Here is a 17,488-nt window from a genome sequence, read left to right as displayed (position 1 = left end):
TTTCGGAAAACCGGTCCCCACTTTTCCGGATCATGCTTTAAAACGTCGCGCCGGCCCTGACCATGTAGGTGCGGCCGGGCAGCGGGTAGGCCGAGAAGCGGCCTTCCGTGAACGTGCTTGCGATGGCGTAGTCGTAATACAGCGCGTTGAACAGGTTGTTGACGCTGAGTGACCAGAAGAAGCGGTCGACCTGTCCGCTCAGCTTGATATCGGCGGTGGCGTTGCCGGGGATTTTTGCTCTGGGTGTTGGCCTGGTCGTTGTCCATGATGCGCGAGCTCCAGGCCCGCACCGTAGCGTCGAACACCAGATAATTCTGCCAGATATTCCAGGTCACGCCGAGATTGCCGGTCGTGCGTGACACCAGCGGCACGTCGTTGCCGGCCCAGATGCCTTCGCGAAACACCGCGCGGGCGATCGCCATGCCGCCGCGCAAGGTGACGGTGTCGCTAACCTTGAGTGACGTGCTGGTCTCGGAGCCGTAGCGGCGGGTCGGATCGAGGTTGACGTTGTAGAACAGCACCGGATTGAAATGGATCTCGTTATCGAGATCCATCAGATAGATGCTGGTCTGGACCTGAAAGCGATCGGTCTTGACCCGGAAGCCGGCTTCGACGTCTTCAGATGTTTGCGTCTTGAGCTGAAAATTCTGCGGGATCGGGGCGAATGTCACCGGATCGAAGGCCGGCCCCGACGCAACGCGCTCGTCGACATCGGGCGTGCGGAAGGCGCGCGCAGCGCGGCCGAACACCGAGAAAATATTGGTGAAGCGATGCTCGACGCCGACATGCAATGCGTATTGCGTCTCGTTGCTGTCGAAGGGCGCGGCCTGGGTGTCGAAGGCGAACGGCGCATTCGGATCGTAGCGATCGCGCGCCGAGACGCTGGTATTCTGCACGCGCGCGCCATAGGAAAAATCGGTGGTCGGCAGCAGGCCGAGCGTGTGCTGCCAATAGCCGGCCACGCTCTGCTGCCCGATGTTGTAGACGTGGGTGGGGTCGACGCCCTGATAGGCGCCGCGGGCCTCGCGGAATGTCGAATCGTAGTAGTCGATGCCGGTCAGGATCGTGGACGGCATGCCCAGCATCATGGTCTTGGCGCTGAGCCGCGGGGTCAGCGACCAGGTCTGCAACGCCGCGTCATTGTAGGTCGAGGCGAAGCTGATGGTCGGCACTGTGCCGAAGAAGCCGCTCTGCGTCTCGCGCTGCCGCCAGCCGCCGTCGACGATCAGGTCGACGCCGTTCACCAGTGTTTTGGTGAAGCCGGTCGTGACGCTCGCGGTTTGCTGGTTGGCGTAGTCGAACGGCGTCGCCGCGCCGCGACGATCGGTCAGCAGCTCGTTGACGCCGATCGACGGATCGACCAGCCGTCCGCCGGGCAGGCCGAGCTTCTGGTCGCTCCCGGTGACGGTGAGGAAGGCGGTCAAATCTGATGCCGTGTAGTTGACGGTGCCGATGGCGTTGCGCTGATCGAGCGCATTGTTGACGCGGTAGCCGTCGGACTTGATGCCGTTGCCGTAGAACGAGGTCGACCATGGCCCTGCACTCAGCGCGGCGGAGACCGCGGCCATCCGGGTGTTGAACGAGCCAACTCCGGCTTCGGCGCGCATCGTGGCCGGCGGACCACCGGCGCCGGTTTTGGTGATGATGTTGACCACGCCGCCAACTGCGTTGTCACCGTACAGCACTGCGCCGCTGTTGCCGCGCGTGATCTCGATCCGCTCGATCGAATCGAGCGGGATCGTGGTGAGATCGAAGCCGGCCTTGTCCACGTCGTTGAGGCGGCGGCCGTTGAGCAGGAACAGCGTGTTGTCGGTCGCAAACGCGCCGAAGCCGCGCAGGTCGACCGAGGTCTTGGCGCCGTTCGGCCCGCCATAGGGGGTTTGCAACTGCACGCCCGGCACCTGCGCGAGGATCTCGGGCAGCGATTGCGACGGCGAATGCGCGATGTCATCGGCCGTGATCACGGTCGAGGAGGAGCCGACGATGCCGGCGAATTGGCGGCCGCCGCTGCTGCCGCCGGTGCCTGTGGCCGTGCCGGCTCCAGCCGAGCTCGATCCGGCGCCGCTACCCGCATGGCTGCTCTGGGTGGTGCCCGGCGCCGGGCGCCGCGGGGCCGGGGTCTCGTCAGCGGGCGGTTTGGCGCGGGTAACGTTCTGGTCACCGGATCGGCTGACTTCGATCGCCGGCAGCTGATCGGGAACGGGCGCCTGCTGCGCCCGCGCCGTTGAGACGATGATCGTCGGCAAGATCATCGTCGACGCGAGCAGAAGCGCGCGGCGCCGATCGGGTGGGAAGGAAAACATGGACGAGACCTCGGCAACGTCAGTGGCACGTCACCGCGAAGCAGCCTCACCGTCGTGCTTGCCGCATCAGGTGAAGCTCATGCCTGTACTCCCCGACCGGCATCCTCGCGTGTGACCACGGCTGACGGCAGGTCTCCTGGCTCGCGGGTCGTTACCCTTCGTCGCCTTCCCAGGACCGAGATTCCCAGTGGCCTGTGACGAAGGATTCACCGCATACAGTTGCGGGGGCAGCCGCGGCGTTGGGGAAGTTTCCCCGTACCGCATTCCCTTTTCATCTCATGAAAGAACCGTCATGGTCATCTAGGGTTCGGCTGCGCAGCAAAGTCAATCCGGCGGAAGTCGGGCACCGGCCGCACGGCCACGGTTTTTGTCGGGTGTCGCTTGTCTGCCACGGCGATCGCTGTAAGAGCATGGATGAGATGAGCGTGCAGGATTTTGCCTTGGCGGCCGAGGTCGCGGCGCGGCGGCGGTGGGGCGCCACCGCGGCGCTGCTCGCGCTCGTGCTGCTGCTGTGCGTGGTCTCGCTCGGCATCGGGCCGGTGCGGCTGCCGCCGCTCGCGGTGATCGAGGCGCTGTTCGGGGGCGACAGCGACGTCGCGCAGGTGATCGTGCGCGAGATCCGGCTGCCGCGCACCATTCTGGCATTCGCGATCGGCGGCATTCTCGGACTGTCGGGCGCGGCGCTGCAGGGCCTGCTGCGCAATCCGCTGGCCTCGCCGTCGCTGTTCGGCGCGCCGCAATCGGCGGCGTTCGGCGCGGTGCTGGTGATCGCGCTCGGCCTCGCCGATGTGCGGTCCTACGCGCTGCCGGTGGTGGCGATCATCGCCGCCTTCGGCTCGGTTTTCGCGCTGCTCGCGATCGCCGGCCGCAATGCCGGGCTGTTGATCCTGATTCTTGCCGGGCTTGCGATCTCGAGCTTCGCGGGAGCTGCGACCGCGCTGGTGATGAATCTCTCCAGCAATCCCTTCGTGGTGCTGGAGATCGCGTTCTGGCTGCTCGGCTCGCTGGAGGACCGCAGCTTCCAGCATGTCACGCTGGCGCTGCCCTTCATCGTCGCGGGCGCGGCGATCCTGCTCAGCCAGGCGAGCGCCTTCCGCGCGCTGACGCTCGGCGAGGAGGCCGCGCAGAGCCTCGGCCTCGATGTCGGACGGCTGCGGCTCTTGGTGATCACGGGCGTGGCGCTCGGTGTCGGCGGCGCGGTCGCGGTGACCGGCACGATCGGCTTCATCGGCCTCGTCGCGCCGCATCTGATGCGCCCCGTGATCGGGCACGATCCGGCGCGGCTCTTGGTACCGAGCGCGCTGACCGGCTCGGCGCTGCTGCTCGCGGCCGATATCGCGGTGCGCATGATCCCCTCGACCACGGATATCAAGGTTGGCGTGCTGACCTCGATCATTGGCGTGCCGTTCTTCCTTTACCTGATCATGCGCGAGCGCCGCGCGCTCGGTGGAGGCGTGGCATGACGCTGCTCTCCGCCACCGCGCTCAATGCCTCGCTCGGCAGCCGCAAGGTGCTGCACGATATCTCGCTGTCGCTCGCTGCCGGCCATCTGGTCGCGCTGGTTGGACCGAACGGCGCCGGCAAGACCACGCTGCTGCGCGCGCTCGCCGGACTGATTCCATCCGACGGCGAGATCCGGATCGGCGGCGATGCGCTGGCCTCGCTGCCGCTGCGCGAGCGGGCGAAACGTTTTGCGTATCTGCCGCAGGGACACATGGTGCACTGGCCGTTGCCGGCGCGCGATATCGTCGCGCTCGGCCGCTATCCGCATGGCGCGACCGATCCGGCGCGGCTGTCACCGAAGGATATGGAGGCGGTGCTGCGGGCGATGCAGGCGGTCGACGTCACGGAGTTCAGTGATCGCCGCGTCACCGAGCTCTCCGGCGGCGAGCGCAGCCGCGTCGCGCTGGCGCGCGTGCTCGCGGTCGAGGCGCCGGTGATTCTCGCCGACGAGCCGACCGCCTCGCTCGATCCGCGCCACCAGATCGACGTGATGCAGAAGCTGCGCGACGTCGCCGACACCGGCGTGCTTGTCATCGTGGTGACGCATGACCTCGGCCTGGCCGCGCGCTTTGCCGATCATGTGCTGGTGCTGTCGGAGGGGCGGCTGGCGGCACAAGGCGCGCCGGTGGAAGCGTTGTCCGGGAGCGTCCTCGCGAGCGTGTTCCGGATCAGTGCCTACCGCGCTGAATTCGAGCGCGAGGCGGTCATCGTGCCCTGGGCCGACGTCTGATGCGCGCGTGGCGTCTCGCAGCCTTGGCCGCGGCGGCATGGATCGTGTCGTGTGGTGCCGTGTCCGCCGCCGGACCGCGCATCGTCTCGATGAATGTTTGCAGCGACCAGCTCGTGCTGTCGCTGGCCGACCCGGACCAGATCATTGGCCTGAGCCGCTTTTCGCGCGATGCCTGGCAATCCTGGGCTGCCGAGCAGGCGCGACACTTTCCGCTTCTGTCCGGCGGCGCCGAAGACGTGCTGCTGCTCAAACCCGACATCGTCGTCGTCAGCCTGTTCGACAAACGCGCGACGCGTGACTTGCTCAAGGCCAACGGGCTGCATCTCGTCGAATTCACCGTGCCGCGCACGCTGGACGAGGTGAGGGACCAGATCCGCGCGATGGGCGATGTGGTGCGGCATCCGGATCGTGCCGAGGTGGAGATCGCGCGCCTCGATGCGGCGATCGCGCGGGCGAGGATGGTGGCGGGCGCGCATCATTATCGCGTGCTGCCGCTGGAGCGGCGCGGCTTCGTGCCGGGCGACCAGAGCCTCATCAACGCGCTGCTGGCGGCAACCGGCCTGACCAATGCGGCGGGTGAACTCGGCCTCGGTGCAGGCGGATTTGCCTCGCTCGAGGCCATCGTGAAGTTGCAGCCGGATTTCATCCTGGTGTCGGAGGCCGGCGATCGCGCCGAGGATGAGGGCCGCGCCTTCCTGCTGCATCCGGCGCTGGAGCGCCTCTATCCGGAGCGCAAGCGCATCGTGCTGCCGGAGCGGCTCACGGTGTGCGGCGGCGTGATGTTGGCGGACGCGCTGGACCGGCTGACGGAAGAATTGCAGCGCGTGACGCGGTGACTCCCCGCTTTCCGTCATCCTGAGGTGCGAGCGGAGCGAGCCTCGAAGGATGCACGGCCCGGATGCATCCTGGTGTTCGCGGAGGAAGTGGGGCCGTCGCCCTTCGAGGCTCGCCGAAGAGGCTCGCACCTCAGGGTGACGGTGAAATACTTTCCTGCGGCTACAGAATCATCCCATCACCACCGGCCCGCCGGCCTTCTTCCAGGCATCGATGCCGCCCTCGATATGGGCGGTGTTCGCCAGTCCCGCCTTCTTCGCAGCGGCCACCGCCATCGCCGAACGTTCGCCGAAGGCGCAGAAGAACACGACGCGGCGGCCGGTCGCGGCCGCCACTTCGCGCAGCATGCCGCCGGGCAGCAGGCCGGCGCCGATTCCCGGATAGGGCGCGTGCAGCGCGCCGGCGAGCGTGCCGTGCTTGGCGCGTTCGGCGCTCTCGCGCAGATCGACCAGCAGGATATCGGGTCGGCCGAGGCTTGCGATCGCGTCGCGCGCGCTGAGTGAGAGGCCTTCCTTGGCAAGCTCGTCCTGGTGCAGGCCGACATGCATGTTGGCGGGCACCACGACGTCCATCAGCTTCGGGTTCGGCAAATTGAGGTTGTTCATCAGCTCGACATAATCGTCGATCGATTTGACTTGCAGCCGCGGATTGTAGCGCTTCTCCTCGCCGATGGTGGAGACGGTGTCGCCCTTGTAGTCGTGCGCGGGGAACACCATGGTTTCCTCCGGCAGCTTGAGCAGGCGGTTGAAGATCGAATCATATTGCGCCCGCGCGCTGCCGTTCTGGAAATCGGTGCGGCCGGTGCCGCGGATCAACAGCGTGTCGCCGGTGAAGACGCGGTCGCCCATCAAGTAACTATAGGAATCGTCTGTGTGGCCGGGCGTGTACATCGCCTCGAGGCAGAGGCCCTCGATCGTCACCCTGTCGCCATCGGCAACGCGCATCGAGACCACATCGGCCTTGCTCTGCTCGCCCATGATGGTGATGCACTGGGTGCGGTCGCGCAGTTCGCCGAGGCCGGTGACGTGATCGGCGTGCAGGTGGGTATCGACGGCTTTCACCAGGCGGAGATCGAGTTCCTGCAACAGCTTGCAGTAGCGATCGGCTTTCTCCAGCACCGGATCGAGGATCAGCGCCTCGCCGCCGGCACGGCTCGCGAGCAGATAGCTGTAGGTGCCGGACACGCTGTCGAAGAGCTGGCGAAAGATCATGACGGCTTACCCATTCTCCGGTGCGAGTCATGGAGAGGATATTATTCCATGGATTTGGTCTGTTCAAAGCAAATCCATCCCCTGAGTTCAATCTCTGACCGTCACCCTGAGGAGCCGCGAAGCGGCGTCTCGAAGGGTCGACGGCCCGGCTCCTTCCGCGAGGCATATTGGCACGCGGAAACATTGGGGCCGTGCATCCTTCGAGACGCCCGCTACGCGGGCCCTCCAGCGACAACGGCAAAGCCGTTGCACGGGGGTGACGGTTGTATGGTGTGCGAATGGCGGCGGCAGGCGGGCGGCGCCGCCAGCGCGATCACAGCACAGCCGAGCGCCGCGAGGAGCGTGCGCCGCATCATCCGCGCCTCGCGATGCCCGGATTGTCCTCGACGCCTTTCAGCGTCACGCCGGGCTCGTTGCGGTTCGGCGGCCGGCCGGCGCGCAGATGTCTGGCAACAACATCCCAGATCGGCGCACCGCTCTGCTGGTTGACCGACGCCCAGCCCGCGACCTTGTAGTGCTTGCCGGCTTCGAGATGCTTGCCGTTGCCGAGCTTCAGCTCGGAGGTGCGCTTGCCGACGCTCTCGCCGGGCGTGCAGGTGTAAGCGAGGCCGCCGACGCGGACCATGTCGCCGCCCTGCTGATAATAGGGATCGGTATTGAACAGATTGTCGCAGACGTCTTCCAGCACGTCCTTGATCTGGCTGCCGGTCATGGTCGCGACGTAAGTCTCGGGATAGGTGATTGCGGTTTCCGATAGCACGTCTTCCATCGTGACCGGCTGACCTGCCAGCGTGGTGAGGCCCCAGCGGAAGCCGGGCGACAGCGCAATCTCGGCGTCGAGCTCGTTCAAGAGCGCATCGCAGATCAACTGGTCGACGGTGCCGGAGAAATTACCGCGGCGGTAAAGCAGGCGATCGGCGGTCCCGAGCTTGTCGCTCCAGTCATCGACATGCGGTTCGCGCATCTTGTCGATCAGCGCCTGCATCGCGGGATCGGGCTTCAACAGCTCGGCGAAAACCGGCAGCAGCCGGTAGCGGACATTGGCGACCTTGCCCTTGGCGAGATCGAGATCGAGCACGCCGAGGAACTTGCCGTTGGAGCCGGCATTGGTGACCAGCGTGACGCCGCCGGCATTGGTCACGGTGATCGGGATCGGGATCGCGTCGTGGGTGTGACCGCCGAGGATGACGTCGATGCCGGTGACGCGGCTGGCGAGCTTGAGGTCGACATCCATGCCGTTATGCGACAGCAGGATCACCGCCTCGACCTTGTCGTCGTTGCGATGGCCGTCGACGAGCTTTTGCAGCTCCTCGTCGCGGATGCCGAACTTCCAGTCCGGCGTGAAGCGCTTGGGATGGGCGATCGGCACGTAGGGGAAGGCCTGGCCGATGATCGCGACGCGATGGCCGCCGATCTCCTTGATGACGGACGGCTTGAACACCCGCCCCGAGGCTGGATCGAACGCCTTGGCGTCGTTGAACGCGGCTTCCTCGGTCAGGAACACGTTCTGCGCCAAAAACTCGCCCTTGAAGCGGGAGAGATTGTCGCGCAGCACCTGCTCGCCATAGGTGAACTCCCAATGCCCGGTCATCGCCTCGATGCCGAGCAGGTTGGCGGCCTCGACCATGTCGGCGCCGTTCATGGCGTTGGCGAGGCCCGTGCCCTGCCAGAGGTCGCCCCCGTCGAGCAGGATCGAGCGCTTGTCGCCGACGTCGGCGCGCAGCTTGTCGACCAAGGTCTTCAGATGCGCAAAGCCGCCGAGCCGGCCGAAGCGGCCGGCGGCCTTCTCGAACTCGACGCAGGTGAAGGCATAGGCGTCGGCGCTGTCGGGCCGGATGCCGAAGCGGTCGAGGAACGCCTTGCCGACCAGGTGCGGCGGCTGGCCGGCCATCGCGCCGACCCCGATATTGACGCTGGATTCGCGGAAGAACACCGGCTTCAGCTGCGCATGGGTGTCGGTCATGTGCACGATGCGGGCGTTGCCGAAGCGTTCGAGGTCGTAGACGCTGGCGGTATCCGCGCCGCGCGCAAAGCGGGGCAGGCCGGCCACAAGCGTCGCGGCGACTGACCCTCTCAAGAAATCCCGGCGGCGGATGATCATCGCTCTCTCCGCGCGGCCCCTGGCAGCGCGCCTTTAACGAACTTCCATGTCCTTCCAGCGTTCCTTTTCGCTGGTGGCCTGGAAGATCGATGCCTTTGCCAGCGCCTCGGCCTCCTTGGCCAGGGCGACTGCGGTGTCGAAATCACCAGCCTCACCGGCCTTTTTTGCGGCTGATAGCGTCGCGGCCGTCGTGGTCCACTGGTTGCGCAGGGAGCCTGCTTGCTTGTTGGCGGCCTCAGCCGCGGCATAGGCCGCCTGGTAGTCGGCCTCGGAGGCGGCGAGGGCGCCGGATGCCGCTGCAATCAGCAGGGCTGACGCCGCGACGACCGCTCGGACGGCTGCGCTCATGGCCGTGCTCCCGGCCCCGAGATCGGCAGGCCATTGCTGACATAGGACAGATAGTATTCGAGGTTGCGGTACTCGTCGTCCTGCGGATTGAGCGGCACGCCGCGGATCTGGCTGTTGCAGGTGGTGAAGCGGCGGCTGGTGGTGCCCATGCCCGACCATTCCGAGCGGTAGATCGGCATCGCGTTCAAAATGCCGAGCGCCGGCGCCAGCACCTCGGCGCGGATCCGCTCGCCCGGGCTCTGGATGTGGCAGGTGGCGCAGGAGAAATTAAGCTGGCCGCGGCGGGTGTAGAAATACTCCTTGCCCTTCTGGTAGGCCTCCAGCGCGCGCGGATCGTTCGGGATCTTGATGTCCATCGGCTTGCCGCGCGAGGTGAAGGCCATGTAGGCGGTCAGCGCCGCCATGTCGTCCTTCACATAGGAGAACGGCGCCTCGCCATTGGCCTCGCGGCAGCGGTTGAGCGCGAGCTCGAGCGTGACGACCTTGCCTTCCTTCTCGTCGAAATAGGGATAGTTCTGGCGGATGCCGATGCCCTTGTTCGGAAAGCAGTCGGCGTAGCTCTTGCCGTTCTTGAACGGCGTCGCGAACATCTCCTTGCCGGCCTCGAGCGAGAACTCGTAGGGCGGAAACTGCTCCTTCTCTTCCCACTGCCTGTGCAGGTCCTCATTCATCGAATACGGACCGTTGACGAAATCCTCCAGCTTCAGCTTGGGGAATTTGCTGGTGAAGAATTTCTGGAACGCGGCCTTGTCGGCGGCGGGATCGACGCTGTCGGCCGCGCGCGCCGGCGAACAAGCCAGCACGCCAAGCGCGAGCATGGCCGTTGCTGCGCGGATTGCGAGGCGCCCCGTCATTGAATCTTCGCCGTGGCGGTGTCGGTTGCGCCCTTGTTGTCGACCCAGCTGACCTTCAGGTCGTCGCCCTTCTTGCCGCCCTTGAAGGCGAACTTGACGTAGGGGTCCTTCGACACGCCGCCGCCCCAGTGGGCGACGAACACCGGCTTGCCGTCATATTCGAAGGTCAGCACCTGGATGAAGTGCGGCGGGATGATCTCGCCCTTGGCGTCCTTGACGAAGCCGGAATCCATCGGATGCTGGATCAGCGCCTGCACCTCGGTGGTGTCGCCGTTTGACGTGGCGCGCACGCGAATGCTCGATGCCATCTTGACTGTTCCTCGATTGAACTCAGCCGCCGCAGCCGCCGACGGTGACCTTGATTTCCTTGCTTGCGCTGTAGAGCTTGCCGCCGGCCTCGACGATCACGGTGACGTTGCTGGTCTTGGCCATCTTGATGCGGTTGGCGACGCTCGGCAGCGTGCCGGCCGGAATCTTGTAAGAGGCGACCAGCGAGATCGGGTTCTCGCTCACCAGGAACGAGATCGAGGTGACGTCTGCCAGCGTCGTGGTGGCGGAGATCGGCACCACGGCGCCGTTCTCGGCGATCTCGGGCGCGTCCATCTTGACCTTGTCGGAGGGCTCGGCGGTCTTGCCGTAGAGCGCCTTGATCGCGTCGGCCTCGGTCTTCTGCTTGAACGCCTCTTCCGGATATTTGTCGTTGGCGGCGGCCAGCGCCCGCGGCACGTCGTACGGAATGACGCCGAGGCCGATCAGCGCGGCGACGCCCGCGCCCTTCAGCAGCAGGCGGCGTGTTCCGGAAAATTCACTGGTCGTGATGTTCATCGAAAAACTCTCCTCAAGCGGTACGGCGTCACAAGGTTTGCAGGAAGTCCACCACCGCGTTGATTTCCTTTTCGCTCAAAATCCGATTTCGGCCGAACGGCGGCATCACGGTCTGCGGGTTGCGCTTGGTCTCGTCGGTCACGATCGCGATCAACTCGTCGCGGCTGTACTTGGCCTTGAGGCCGGTCAGCTCGGGGCCGATCGTGCCGGGCAGGTCGCCGCCCTTGATGACATGGCAGGTCAGGCAATTGCCCTTGCCGCGGTCGAAGGCGAGCTTTTGGCCCTCGGCGGCGGATTGCGCCTGCGCGGGCGCGGCCATGGCGATGCCTGCCAGCAATGCCAGGACGAAGGCTGACTTGACGAAAGTGGCGATCAAGGACGTTTCCCGGGCTTCAATCTCGATGATCCCATCGCAATATAAAGAGTGCAAAGCACAAAGGCCATCGGCTGGCAATGTGGAGAATAGGCGTGTTGCGACGGGGTTAATGACAGAGCGACAGTGCACATAGGTTAGACCCGTCACCCTGAGGAGCGCGCTCTTGCGCGCGTCTCGAAGGGTCGACGGCCCGACTGTGGCCGTGCATCCTTCGAGGCTCGCAAGAGCTCGCACCTCCAGCGACAAAGGCGAAGCCTTTGCGCGGGGATGACGGGTTGGATGGTATGCGATGCGGGTTCCGCTTTTGCGGGTTGCGGCTCAACTGTCTATGTACGGCTAGCAGGAGAAGCGTCGTGGCGGAGTTCGTGGTGGAGTTCGGCAAGGACGGCAGGCCGGTCGAGGCCGACGGGCGGCTCGACGCGGCAGCATTCCATCGCAATCACCAGCCGATCTGGGCGGTCCTGAAGCATTACCTCGCCGGCCAATCCGGCGACGTGCTGGAGGTCGGTAGCGGCACCGGCCAGCATGTCGTCTATTTCGCCGGCCAGACGCCCGACATCATCTGGTGGCCGAGCGATCTCCACGCCGCGCATCTGCGCAGCATCGAGGCCTGGCGCGTGCATGCCGGCTTACCCAACATCAAGCCGCCGCAGCCGATCGATCTGTCCGACCCGGCCTGGTCGCCGGCCGCGTCGGACGGCAAAGGTCCGGACAAGCTGCTCGCGATCTTCTGCGCCAATGTGATTCATATCGCGCCGTGGCGCGTCGCCGAGGGCCTGTTCGCCGGCGCCGGGCGGCATCTGCGCGCCGATGGCCGGCTGTTCCTCTACGGCCCGTTCAAGCGCGGTGGCAAGCACACCGCGCTCAGCAATGCCGTGTTCGATACATCCTTGCGCGAACGCGATGCCGAGTGGGGCGTGCGCGATATTGCCGATGTCGAGGCGCTGGCGGAGCGCGTCGGCCTGAAGCTCGGCGGCAGCTTCGAGATGCCGGCCAACAACATGATCCTGATGTTCGTCCGACCGTAGATCGTAGGTGGATTAGCGAAGCGCAATCCACCATCTTGCGATCTCCAATGGGAGCAATGGCGGGTTACGCTTACGCTAACCCGCCCTACGCATCTCCGCTCAATCGTGGCACTAGCCGTCCCTGCGGCTGCATAGTCGCGCGTTCCGTTGTTGTGTGATTTGACACACCGAGGTGTGTGAAATAGCATACATCGACGACGGAGGCCACGATGAAGAGACGGCTTTATCCGGCTGTGCTGGAGCGCGGGCCGCGCGGCGCGTTCGGAGCATGGTTTCCGGATTTTCCCGGCTGCGTTGCCGCGGGGCGATCGCAGGAGGAGGCGATCGAGCGCGCCGAGCATGCGCTGGCACAGGCGGTCGACGGTTGGGTCGAGCAGGGCAAGCCATTGCCGGAGCCGACGCCGATCGAGCGCATCGTGGCGCCGAAGGGCTCCGACGTCGCCGCCTTCTTCATGGTCGGCGTCGATCCGCCCGATCCGTCCGAGCGGGTCAATGTCTATCTGCCGAAAAGCCTGATCGCGCGGATCGACAAGCGGGCCGCCGAGCTCGGCATGAGCCGTTCGAGCTTCTTCGGCTTTGCGAGCTCGCTCGCGCTGGAATGGCCGGGCGGCTATCCGCGCGGCGCCCCGATCGCGCCGCGCTCCAAGGTGCACAAGACCGGCGCGCTGCGCGCCGAGAAGCGCCCGGGCAACAAGCCTGCGCGGTAGGAAGTAGCAATTGGGCGGCGCCAGCTTTTCCCCGTCACCCTGAGGAGGCCGCGCAGCGGCCGTCTCGAAGGGCCACGGCCCGGCTTGCTCCACGAGGGGTTCGTCAGTCGCTGAGACAGCGGGGCCGTGCATCCTTCGAGACGCCGCTCCGCGGCCCCTCAGGATGACGGGACCGATAGAAGTGTCGGCCTGTCATGGCGCGACATGAGAGCGCTACGGCCCCCGTGCGCCTCCCGCATGGCCTGCGTCCGTTTGCGCCGGTTGCTCGGCCTGCACCCGCTCTCCATAGTGGCGGCGATTGGAGGCTCCCGCCGGGGCTTCAGCGCGGGAATCCCGATGATCGACGTGACAGCTGCCGATGAGACGAGCGACGACGCGCGGGCGCGCAGCAATGTGTGGCGGCTTGCGGCGGCGCAGGCGCTGACCGGCGCCAATTCGGCGGTGATCTTCGCCACCGGCTCGATCGTTGGCGCGACGCTGGCGCCGAACGTCGCGCTCGCCACCGTGCCGCTCTCGATGTATGTGCTCGGCCTTGCCGCCGGCACGCTGCCGACCGGTGCGATCTCGCGCGCCTACGGCAGGCGCGTCGCCTTCATCGTCGGCACCTTCTGCGGCACGCTGACCGGCGCGCTCGGTGCCTGGGCGATCCTGCATTCCTCGTTCTGGCTATTCTGCGGCGCGACCTTTCTCGGCGGGCTCTACGGCGCCGTTGCGCAGTCCTATCGCTTCGCGGCGGCCGATGGCGCCAGCGTCGCGTTTCGGCCCAAGGCGGTGTCCTGGGTGATGGCCGGCGGCGTGTTCGCCGGCGTGCTCGGACCGCAGCTCGTGCAATGGACCATGGAGATCTGGCCGCCCTATCTGTTCGCGTTCTCCTTCGTGATGCAGGCGCTGGTCGCGCTGGTGGCGATGGCGGTGCTGTCGGGTGTCGATGCGCCGAAGCCCGCGGCGGCCGATCTGCATGGCGGCCGTCCGCTGCTCGAGATCGCCACGCAGCCGCGCTTCATTGCCGCAGCGCTGTGCGGCGTGATCGCCTATCCGATCATGAACCTGGTGATGACCTCGGCGCCGCTCGCGATGAAGATGTGCGGGCTGTCGGTCAGCGATTCCAATTTCGGTATTCAATGGCACATCGTGGCGATGTACGGCCCGAGCTTCTTCACGGGCTCGCTGATCGCGCGGTTCGGTGCGCCTCGCATCGTCGCGCTCGGGCTGGCGCTGGAGGCGGTGGCCGCGATGATCGGGCTGTCGGGGATCACGGCGCCGCACTTCTGGGCGACGCTGTTCGGGCTCGGGGTCGGCTGGAATTTTGCCTTCGTCGGCGCCTCTGCATTGGTGCTGGAAACGCACCGGCCGCAGGAGCGCAATAAGGTGCAGGCGTTCAACGATTTCCTCGTCTTCGGCATGATGGCGATCGGCTCGTTCTCGTCCGGCCAGCTGCTCGCGCATTACGGCTGGAATGCGGTCAACATGGTGGTGTTTCCGCCAGTGCTGCTCGGGCTTGCCGTGCTGTCGCTGGCCTCGTTCGCCCGGCGGCGGGCGAAATTGCGCGCGGTGGAAGAAATCCCGGGCCCGAGAATCTAAGCCGTAGGCTTAGAAACTTGCCGGAAGTGCACGGTCCGATCAGAAGCCATACTTCTTCGGGTTTGCGAGCACGGTGTCTGCAACGACATGCGGTTCACGAACCTCAACCCGCTCCAGCAGCTCGATCATCGTACGACGATCTCGCCGGCGTACCGCCTCATCCCACTGGTCAACAATGCCGACATGCGCAAGCCGCTCGTTGACCGTCATGCCCCCCAAACTGGGTCCGTCCCGCTCACTCATAACAGCAGCCTGGCACGACAAAGCCCGTTTCGCCAGATTTATGGGTTCGCGGCCCAATGCCCTGCTGCCAGTTGCTGACACTTCGACCTGTTTCGAAATGACTGGCTTGCACGGCTCCTTACATCGTGGGAACGGATCAATCCGGTCCTGACGATGTGAGAAGCAAGAGCAAGAAATGGACGCATCCTCGCCCATGCAAACAGACGAATCCTCGCTCGGTTATGAGGGCTGGCGCATTGTCGTGGTCTGCTTCCTGCTTGCGACCTTCGGCTGGGGATTGGGCTTCTACGGCCAGAGCGTCTATGTCGCCGAGCTGCAGCGGCTGCACGGCTGGCCGGCGTCGCTGATCTCGTCGGGCACCACTTTCTTCTATCTGTTCGGCGCCGCGCTGGTCGCCTTCGTCAGCGAGGCGATCAAGGCATTCGGCGCGCGCAGCTGCCTGATCGCCGGCACCTTGGCGATGGCGGTCGCGGCGGTTGCGATCGGCGAGGTGCGCGCGCCCTGGCAGCTCTACCTTGCCGATGCGCTGCTGGCGTTCGGCTGGGCCGGCACCAGCCTCGGCATCATCACCAACACGCTCGGCCTGTGGTTCGACAAGAAGCGCGGCATGGCGATCAGCCTGGCGCTGAACGGCGCCAGCTTCGGTGGCATCGTCGGCGTGCCGCTACTGGTCGCCGGGATCGGCGCGTTCGGCTTCTCCGGCGCGATGATCGCGGCGGCGGTGTTGCTTGTCGTGGTGATGGTGCCGGTCATCCTGATCTTCGTTGGCCAGCCGCCGGTTCATCTGCACGCGGTGACGTCAGCGGCCGCCGATGCGCCGTCGGCGACGCAGGTGCGCGGCAATGCGCTGCGCGACCTCCGCTTCCTCTCGGTCTCGATCGCGTTTGCGCTGGTGCTGTTCGCCCAGGTCGGCTTCATCGTCCACCTGATCGCCTATCTCGATCAGGTGATCGGCCGCGAGCGAGCGACGGTGGCGATGGCGTTGTTGACCGCAATGGCCGTGGTCGGCCGCGTCTCGTTTTCCTTTGTGATCGACCGGCTCAACCAGCGGCTGGCGTCGGCGCTGTCGTTCGTCAGCCAGGCGATCGCGCTCGCGCTCATCATCAACATGCACAATGATGGTGTGCAGATCGCCGCTTGCGCACTGTTCGGCTTCTCGGTCGGCAATCTGATCACGCTGCCGGCGCTGATCATGCAGCGCGAATTCGATCCGCGCGCATTCGGCGTGCTGGTCAGCCTGATCACCGCGATCAACCAGATCACCTACGCCTTCGGCCCCGGTGTGGTCGGGCTGCTGCACGACCTCTCCGGCAGCTACACGTTGCCGTTTTATGGCTGCGTTGGGCTGGAGCTGATCGCGGCAGCTACGATCATGATGAAAGCGAAGTAGCCCGGATGAAGCGCAGCGCAATCCGGGACCGCTCGCTCGATTGGCAAGAAGCCCCGGATTTCGCTTCGCTGCATCCGGGCTACGAATTCCTTCCGCGTTGCGGAATTACGCCACCCGCTGCTTCAGCAGATCCTCGAGATCCAGCCGCCGCGTGAACATCGAGAGCTTGCCGTCCGCGCCGCGCGGCCATTCGGCTTCGGGCCGGTCCCAATACAGCTCGACGCCGTTCTCGTCGGGATCGCGCAAATACAGCGCCTGGCTGACGCCGTGGTCGCTGGCGCCGTCGAGCTGGATGCCCGCCGAGATCACCCGGTGCAGCGCGTCGGCGAGCGCCGGGCGGGTCGGATAAAGAATGGCGGTGTGGAACAGGCCGGTGGTGCCCGGCGGCGGCGGGCGGCCGCCTTTGCTCTCCCAAGTGTTGAGGCCGATGTGGTGGTGATAGCCGCCGGCCGAGATGAAGGCTGCGTCCGCGCCCATGCGCTGCTGCAGCTCGAAGCCGAGCACCCCGCAATAGAAGCCGAGCGCGCGCTCGAGATCGGCCACCTTGAGGTGGACATGCCCGATCCGCGTGCCCGCGACGATAGGGGGATTTTCCGGCATGGCTTGGCTCCGTTGGCAACACTGCCTTGCCGTCAGGGGCAAGACTTCAGGGGCTAGACCTCAGGGGCAAGGCTTCGCCCGCCTGATATAGTCCGGATTTGCCGCGGCGGAGCGATCGATCCGGAAACCCAGCGTTTCCGGAACGCGCCACGGTATGTCTGACCTAGCAGAGCTCCGACAACTCGCCGCCGGGCAGTTGGAACTCGAACGTGTTCAGCGTCATCGACACCATGGTGTAGTAGCCGCACAGGCCGATCACCTCGACCAGGCCGCGCTGGCTCAGCACCTCGACCGCCTCGTCATACAGTGCCTTCGGCAGGCCGTGACCTTCGTGCAGTGCCTTGGCCACGTCGTAGATCACCCTGGCCTTGGGATCGTCGAAGGTCGGCGTCCGGCGCACGCGGATGTCGTCGATGATCTTCGGATCGAGGCCGCCCTTCAGCGCGAGGCGCTTGTGGGCATACCATTCGTAATGCGCGGTCCAGTGCCGTGCGGTGACGAGGATCGCGATCTCCGACAGCTTGGGCGGAAAGATCGTGTCAAAGCGCAGCACCTCGCCGAGCCGGGTCGCGTGCCGCGCCATCTCGGGGCTGTTCAGCCACGCCATCATCGGCGCCGGTGGCGCGCCGCGCTTGCCGGCGATCGACTCGTCGTAGATTTCTTTCTGGGCGGCGTTCATTTCGCTAGGCGAAAGCAGCTTCAGCCGCATGTCCGTTTCCTCTTGTTTTTCAATCGTTACCCCATCCCGGCGATACACCCGATCGCGCAAAGTGAGTAGCGACGCCAGAGCATGGCGCGGCCGCGAGGCATATTGAATTCGGCGGCGGCGTAGGTCTAAGGTCGAATCCAATTCG

Annotated in this window: 17 protein-coding genes, 1 pseudogene and 1 riboswitch; of the genes and pseudogenes, 7 read left to right on the top strand and 11 right to left on the bottom strand. The window is 65.6% G+C overall.

What is annotated here, in order from left to right:
* Positions 1-37: 37 nt before the first annotated feature.
* Positions 38-2,303: pseudogene (locus ACVIW0_RS37525) on the bottom strand (TonB-dependent receptor).
* 109 nt (positions 2,304-2,412) lie between these two features.
* A riboswitch (cobalamin riboswitch) is annotated at positions 2,413-2,610 on the bottom strand.
* Between the two features lie 112 nt (positions 2,611-2,722).
* Here ACVIW0_RS37525 and ACVIW0_RS37520 point away from each other — a divergent pair.
* From ACVIW0_RS37520 to ACVIW0_RS37510, 3 genes are read left to right on the top strand one after another with little or no spacing between them, the layout of a single operon-like run.
* Positions 2,723-3,766 carry a FecCD family ABC transporter permease gene (locus ACVIW0_RS37520; protein ID WP_461356803.1) on the top strand — a complete coding sequence of 348 codons (1,044 nt, stop codon included), beginning with the start codon at positions 2,723-2,725 and terminating at the stop codon, positions 3,764-3,766.
* Positions 3,763-4,536, top strand: a complete 774-nt coding sequence (locus ACVIW0_RS37515; RefSeq protein ID WP_461356802.1) for an ABC transporter ATP-binding protein — start codon at positions 3,763-3,765, stop codon at positions 4,534-4,536. Before ACVIW0_RS37520 ends, ACVIW0_RS37515 begins: the two co-directional genes overlap by 4 nt.
* Complete coding sequence (locus ACVIW0_RS37510; RefSeq protein ID WP_461356801.1) at positions 4,536-5,372, top strand: ABC transporter substrate-binding protein; 837 nt, start codon at positions 4,536-4,538, stop codon at positions 5,370-5,372. Before ACVIW0_RS37515 ends, ACVIW0_RS37510 begins: the two co-directional genes overlap by 1 nt.
* A 168-nt stretch (positions 5,373-5,540) precedes the next feature.
* Here ACVIW0_RS37510 and ACVIW0_RS37505 read toward each other — a convergent pair whose 3' ends face one another.
* From ACVIW0_RS37505 to soxX, 7 genes are all read right to left on the bottom strand, one after another.
* A complete protein-coding gene (locus tag ACVIW0_RS37505) occupies positions 5,541-6,581 on the bottom strand; it encodes an MBL fold metallo-hydrolase (RefSeq protein WP_461356800.1) in 1,041 nt (346 codons plus the stop codon).
* A gap of 352 nt (positions 6,582-6,933) precedes the next feature.
* A complete protein-coding gene (soxB, locus tag ACVIW0_RS37500; protein WP_461356799.1) occupies positions 6,934-8,682 on the bottom strand; it encodes a thiosulfohydrolase SoxB in 1,749 nt (582 codons plus the stop codon).
* Positions 8,683-8,715: 33 nt separating this feature from the next.
* Complete coding sequence (locus ACVIW0_RS37495; protein ID WP_461356798.1) at positions 8,716-9,030, bottom strand: hypothetical protein; 315 nt, start codon at positions 9,028-9,030, stop codon at positions 8,716-8,718.
* On the bottom strand, positions 9,027-9,848 hold the full coding sequence (gene soxA / locus ACVIW0_RS37490; protein WP_461357536.1) for a sulfur oxidation c-type cytochrome SoxA: 822 nt from the start codon (positions 9,846-9,848) through the stop codon (positions 9,027-9,029). The genes ACVIW0_RS37495 and soxA overlap by 4 nt, the downstream gene beginning before the upstream one ends.
* A gap of 32 nt (positions 9,849-9,880) precedes the next feature.
* Positions 9,881-10,192, bottom strand: a complete 312-nt coding sequence (soxZ, locus tag ACVIW0_RS37485; protein WP_461356797.1) for a thiosulfate oxidation carrier complex protein SoxZ — start codon at positions 10,190-10,192, stop codon at positions 9,881-9,883.
* 22 nt (positions 10,193-10,214) lie between these two features.
* Positions 10,215-10,709: a thiosulfate oxidation carrier protein SoxY gene (gene soxY / locus ACVIW0_RS37480; protein ID WP_461356796.1), complete on the bottom strand. Its 495-nt coding sequence runs from the start codon at positions 10,707-10,709 to the stop codon at positions 10,215-10,217.
* 28 nt (positions 10,710-10,737) lie between these two features.
* Entirely contained in the window at positions 10,738-11,028 is a 291-nt protein-coding gene (gene soxX, locus ACVIW0_RS37475; RefSeq protein ID WP_461357535.1) for a sulfur oxidation c-type cytochrome SoxX, read from the bottom strand.
* Positions 11,029-11,438: 410 nt separating this feature from the next.
* On the opposite strand from soxX, the gene ACVIW0_RS37470 reads away from it, so the two are divergent.
* The 3 genes from ACVIW0_RS37470 (at position 11,439) to ACVIW0_RS37460 (ending at position 14,401) form a co-directional block, all read left to right on the top strand.
* Positions 11,439-12,113 carry a DUF938 domain-containing protein gene (locus tag ACVIW0_RS37470; protein WP_461356795.1) on the top strand — a complete coding sequence of 225 codons (675 nt, stop codon included), beginning with the start codon at positions 11,439-11,441 and terminating at the stop codon, positions 12,111-12,113.
* A gap of 209 nt (positions 12,114-12,322) precedes the next feature.
* Positions 12,323-12,820, top strand: a complete 498-nt coding sequence (locus ACVIW0_RS37465; RefSeq protein WP_461356794.1) for a type II toxin-antitoxin system HicB family antitoxin — start codon at positions 12,323-12,325, stop codon at positions 12,818-12,820.
* 336 nt (positions 12,821-13,156) lie between these two features.
* On the top strand, positions 13,157-14,401 hold the full coding sequence (locus ACVIW0_RS37460) for an MFS transporter (RefSeq protein WP_461356793.1): 1,245 nt from the start codon (positions 13,157-13,159) through the stop codon (positions 14,399-14,401).
* Positions 14,402-14,440: 39 nt separating this feature from the next.
* Here the strand turns inward: ACVIW0_RS37460 and ACVIW0_RS37455 are convergent, their stop codons facing one another.
* Entirely contained in the window at positions 14,441-14,611 is a 171-nt protein-coding gene (locus tag ACVIW0_RS37455) for a hypothetical protein (protein ID WP_461356792.1), read from the bottom strand.
* A 208-nt stretch (positions 14,612-14,819) separates the two neighbouring features.
* On the opposite strand from ACVIW0_RS37455, the gene ACVIW0_RS37450 reads away from it, so the two are divergent.
* The gene (locus tag ACVIW0_RS37450; protein ID WP_461356791.1) at positions 14,820-16,034 is read left to right on the top strand and encodes an MFS transporter; all 1,215 of its coding nucleotides are present in this window, start codon (positions 14,820-14,822) and stop codon (positions 16,032-16,034) included.
* A 105-nt stretch (positions 16,035-16,139) separates the two neighbouring features.
* On the opposite strand, the gene ACVIW0_RS37445 is transcribed toward ACVIW0_RS37450, so the two are convergent.
* On the bottom strand, positions 16,140-16,634 hold the full coding sequence (locus ACVIW0_RS37445) for a VOC family protein (RefSeq protein ID WP_461356790.1): 495 nt from the start codon (positions 16,632-16,634) through the stop codon (positions 16,140-16,142).
* Between the two features lie 163 nt (positions 16,635-16,797).
* A complete protein-coding gene (locus ACVIW0_RS37440) occupies positions 16,798-17,343 on the bottom strand; it encodes a carboxymuconolactone decarboxylase family protein (protein ID WP_461356789.1) in 546 nt (181 codons plus the stop codon).
* Positions 17,344-17,488: the final 145 nt, after the last annotated feature.

The sequence above is a fragment of the Bradyrhizobium sp. USDA 4454 genome (genome assembly GCF_054822705.1).
Note: the sequence above shows the minus strand (reverse complement) of the source record. Positions and strands in the feature narration are given on the sequence as shown.

Excerpts from the sequence above, each read along its gene's own strand:
- ACVIW0_RS37520 (WP_461356803.1), top strand. The coding sequence starts at position 2,723 with ATGAGCGTGCAGGATTTTGCCTTGGCGGCCGAGGTCGCGGCGCGGCGG.
- ACVIW0_RS37515 (WP_461356802.1), top strand. The coding sequence starts at position 3,763 with ATGACGCTGCTCTCCGCCACCGCGCTCAATGCCTCGCTCGGCAGCCGC.
- ACVIW0_RS37510 (WP_461356801.1), top strand. The coding sequence starts at position 4,536 with ATGCGCGCGTGGCGTCTCGCAGCCTTGGCCGCGGCGGCATGGATCGTG.
- ACVIW0_RS37505 (WP_461356800.1), bottom strand. The coding sequence starts at position 6,581 with ATGATCTTTCGCCAGCTCTTCGACAGCGTGTCCGGCACCTACAGCTAT.
- soxB (WP_461356799.1), bottom strand. The coding sequence starts at position 8,682 with ATGATCATCCGCCGCCGGGATTTCTTGAGAGGGTCAGTCGCCGCGACG.
- ACVIW0_RS37495 (WP_461356798.1), bottom strand. The coding sequence starts at position 9,030 with ATGAGCGCAGCCGTCCGAGCGGTCGTCGCGGCGTCAGCCCTGCTGATT.
- soxA (WP_461357536.1), bottom strand. The coding sequence starts at position 9,848 with ATGCTCGCGCTTGGCGTGCTGGCTTGTTCGCCGGCGCGCGCGGCCGAC.
- soxZ (WP_461356797.1), bottom strand. The coding sequence starts at position 10,192 with ATGGCATCGAGCATTCGCGTGCGCGCCACGTCAAACGGCGACACCACC.
- soxY (WP_461356796.1), bottom strand. The coding sequence starts at position 10,709 with ATGAACATCACGACCAGTGAATTTTCCGGAACACGCCGCCTGCTGCTG.
- soxX (WP_461357535.1), bottom strand. The coding sequence starts at position 11,028 with ATGGCCGCGCCCGCGCAGGCGCAATCCGCCGCCGAGGGCCAAAAGCTC.
- ACVIW0_RS37465 (WP_461356794.1), top strand. The coding sequence starts at position 12,323 with ATGAAGAGACGGCTTTATCCGGCTGTGCTGGAGCGCGGGCCGCGCGGC.
- ACVIW0_RS37460 (WP_461356793.1), top strand. The coding sequence starts at position 13,157 with ATGATCGACGTGACAGCTGCCGATGAGACGAGCGACGACGCGCGGGCG.
- ACVIW0_RS37455 (WP_461356792.1), bottom strand. The coding sequence starts at position 14,611 with ATGACGGTCAACGAGCGGCTTGCGCATGTCGGCATTGTTGACCAGTGG.
- ACVIW0_RS37450 (WP_461356791.1), top strand. The coding sequence starts at position 14,820 with ATGGACGCATCCTCGCCCATGCAAACAGACGAATCCTCGCTCGGTTAT.
- ACVIW0_RS37445 (WP_461356790.1), bottom strand. The coding sequence starts at position 16,634 with ATGCCGGAAAATCCCCCTATCGTCGCGGGCACGCGGATCGGGCATGTC.
- ACVIW0_RS37440 (WP_461356789.1), bottom strand. The coding sequence starts at position 17,343 with ATGCGGCTGAAGCTGCTTTCGCCTAGCGAAATGAACGCCGCCCAGAAA.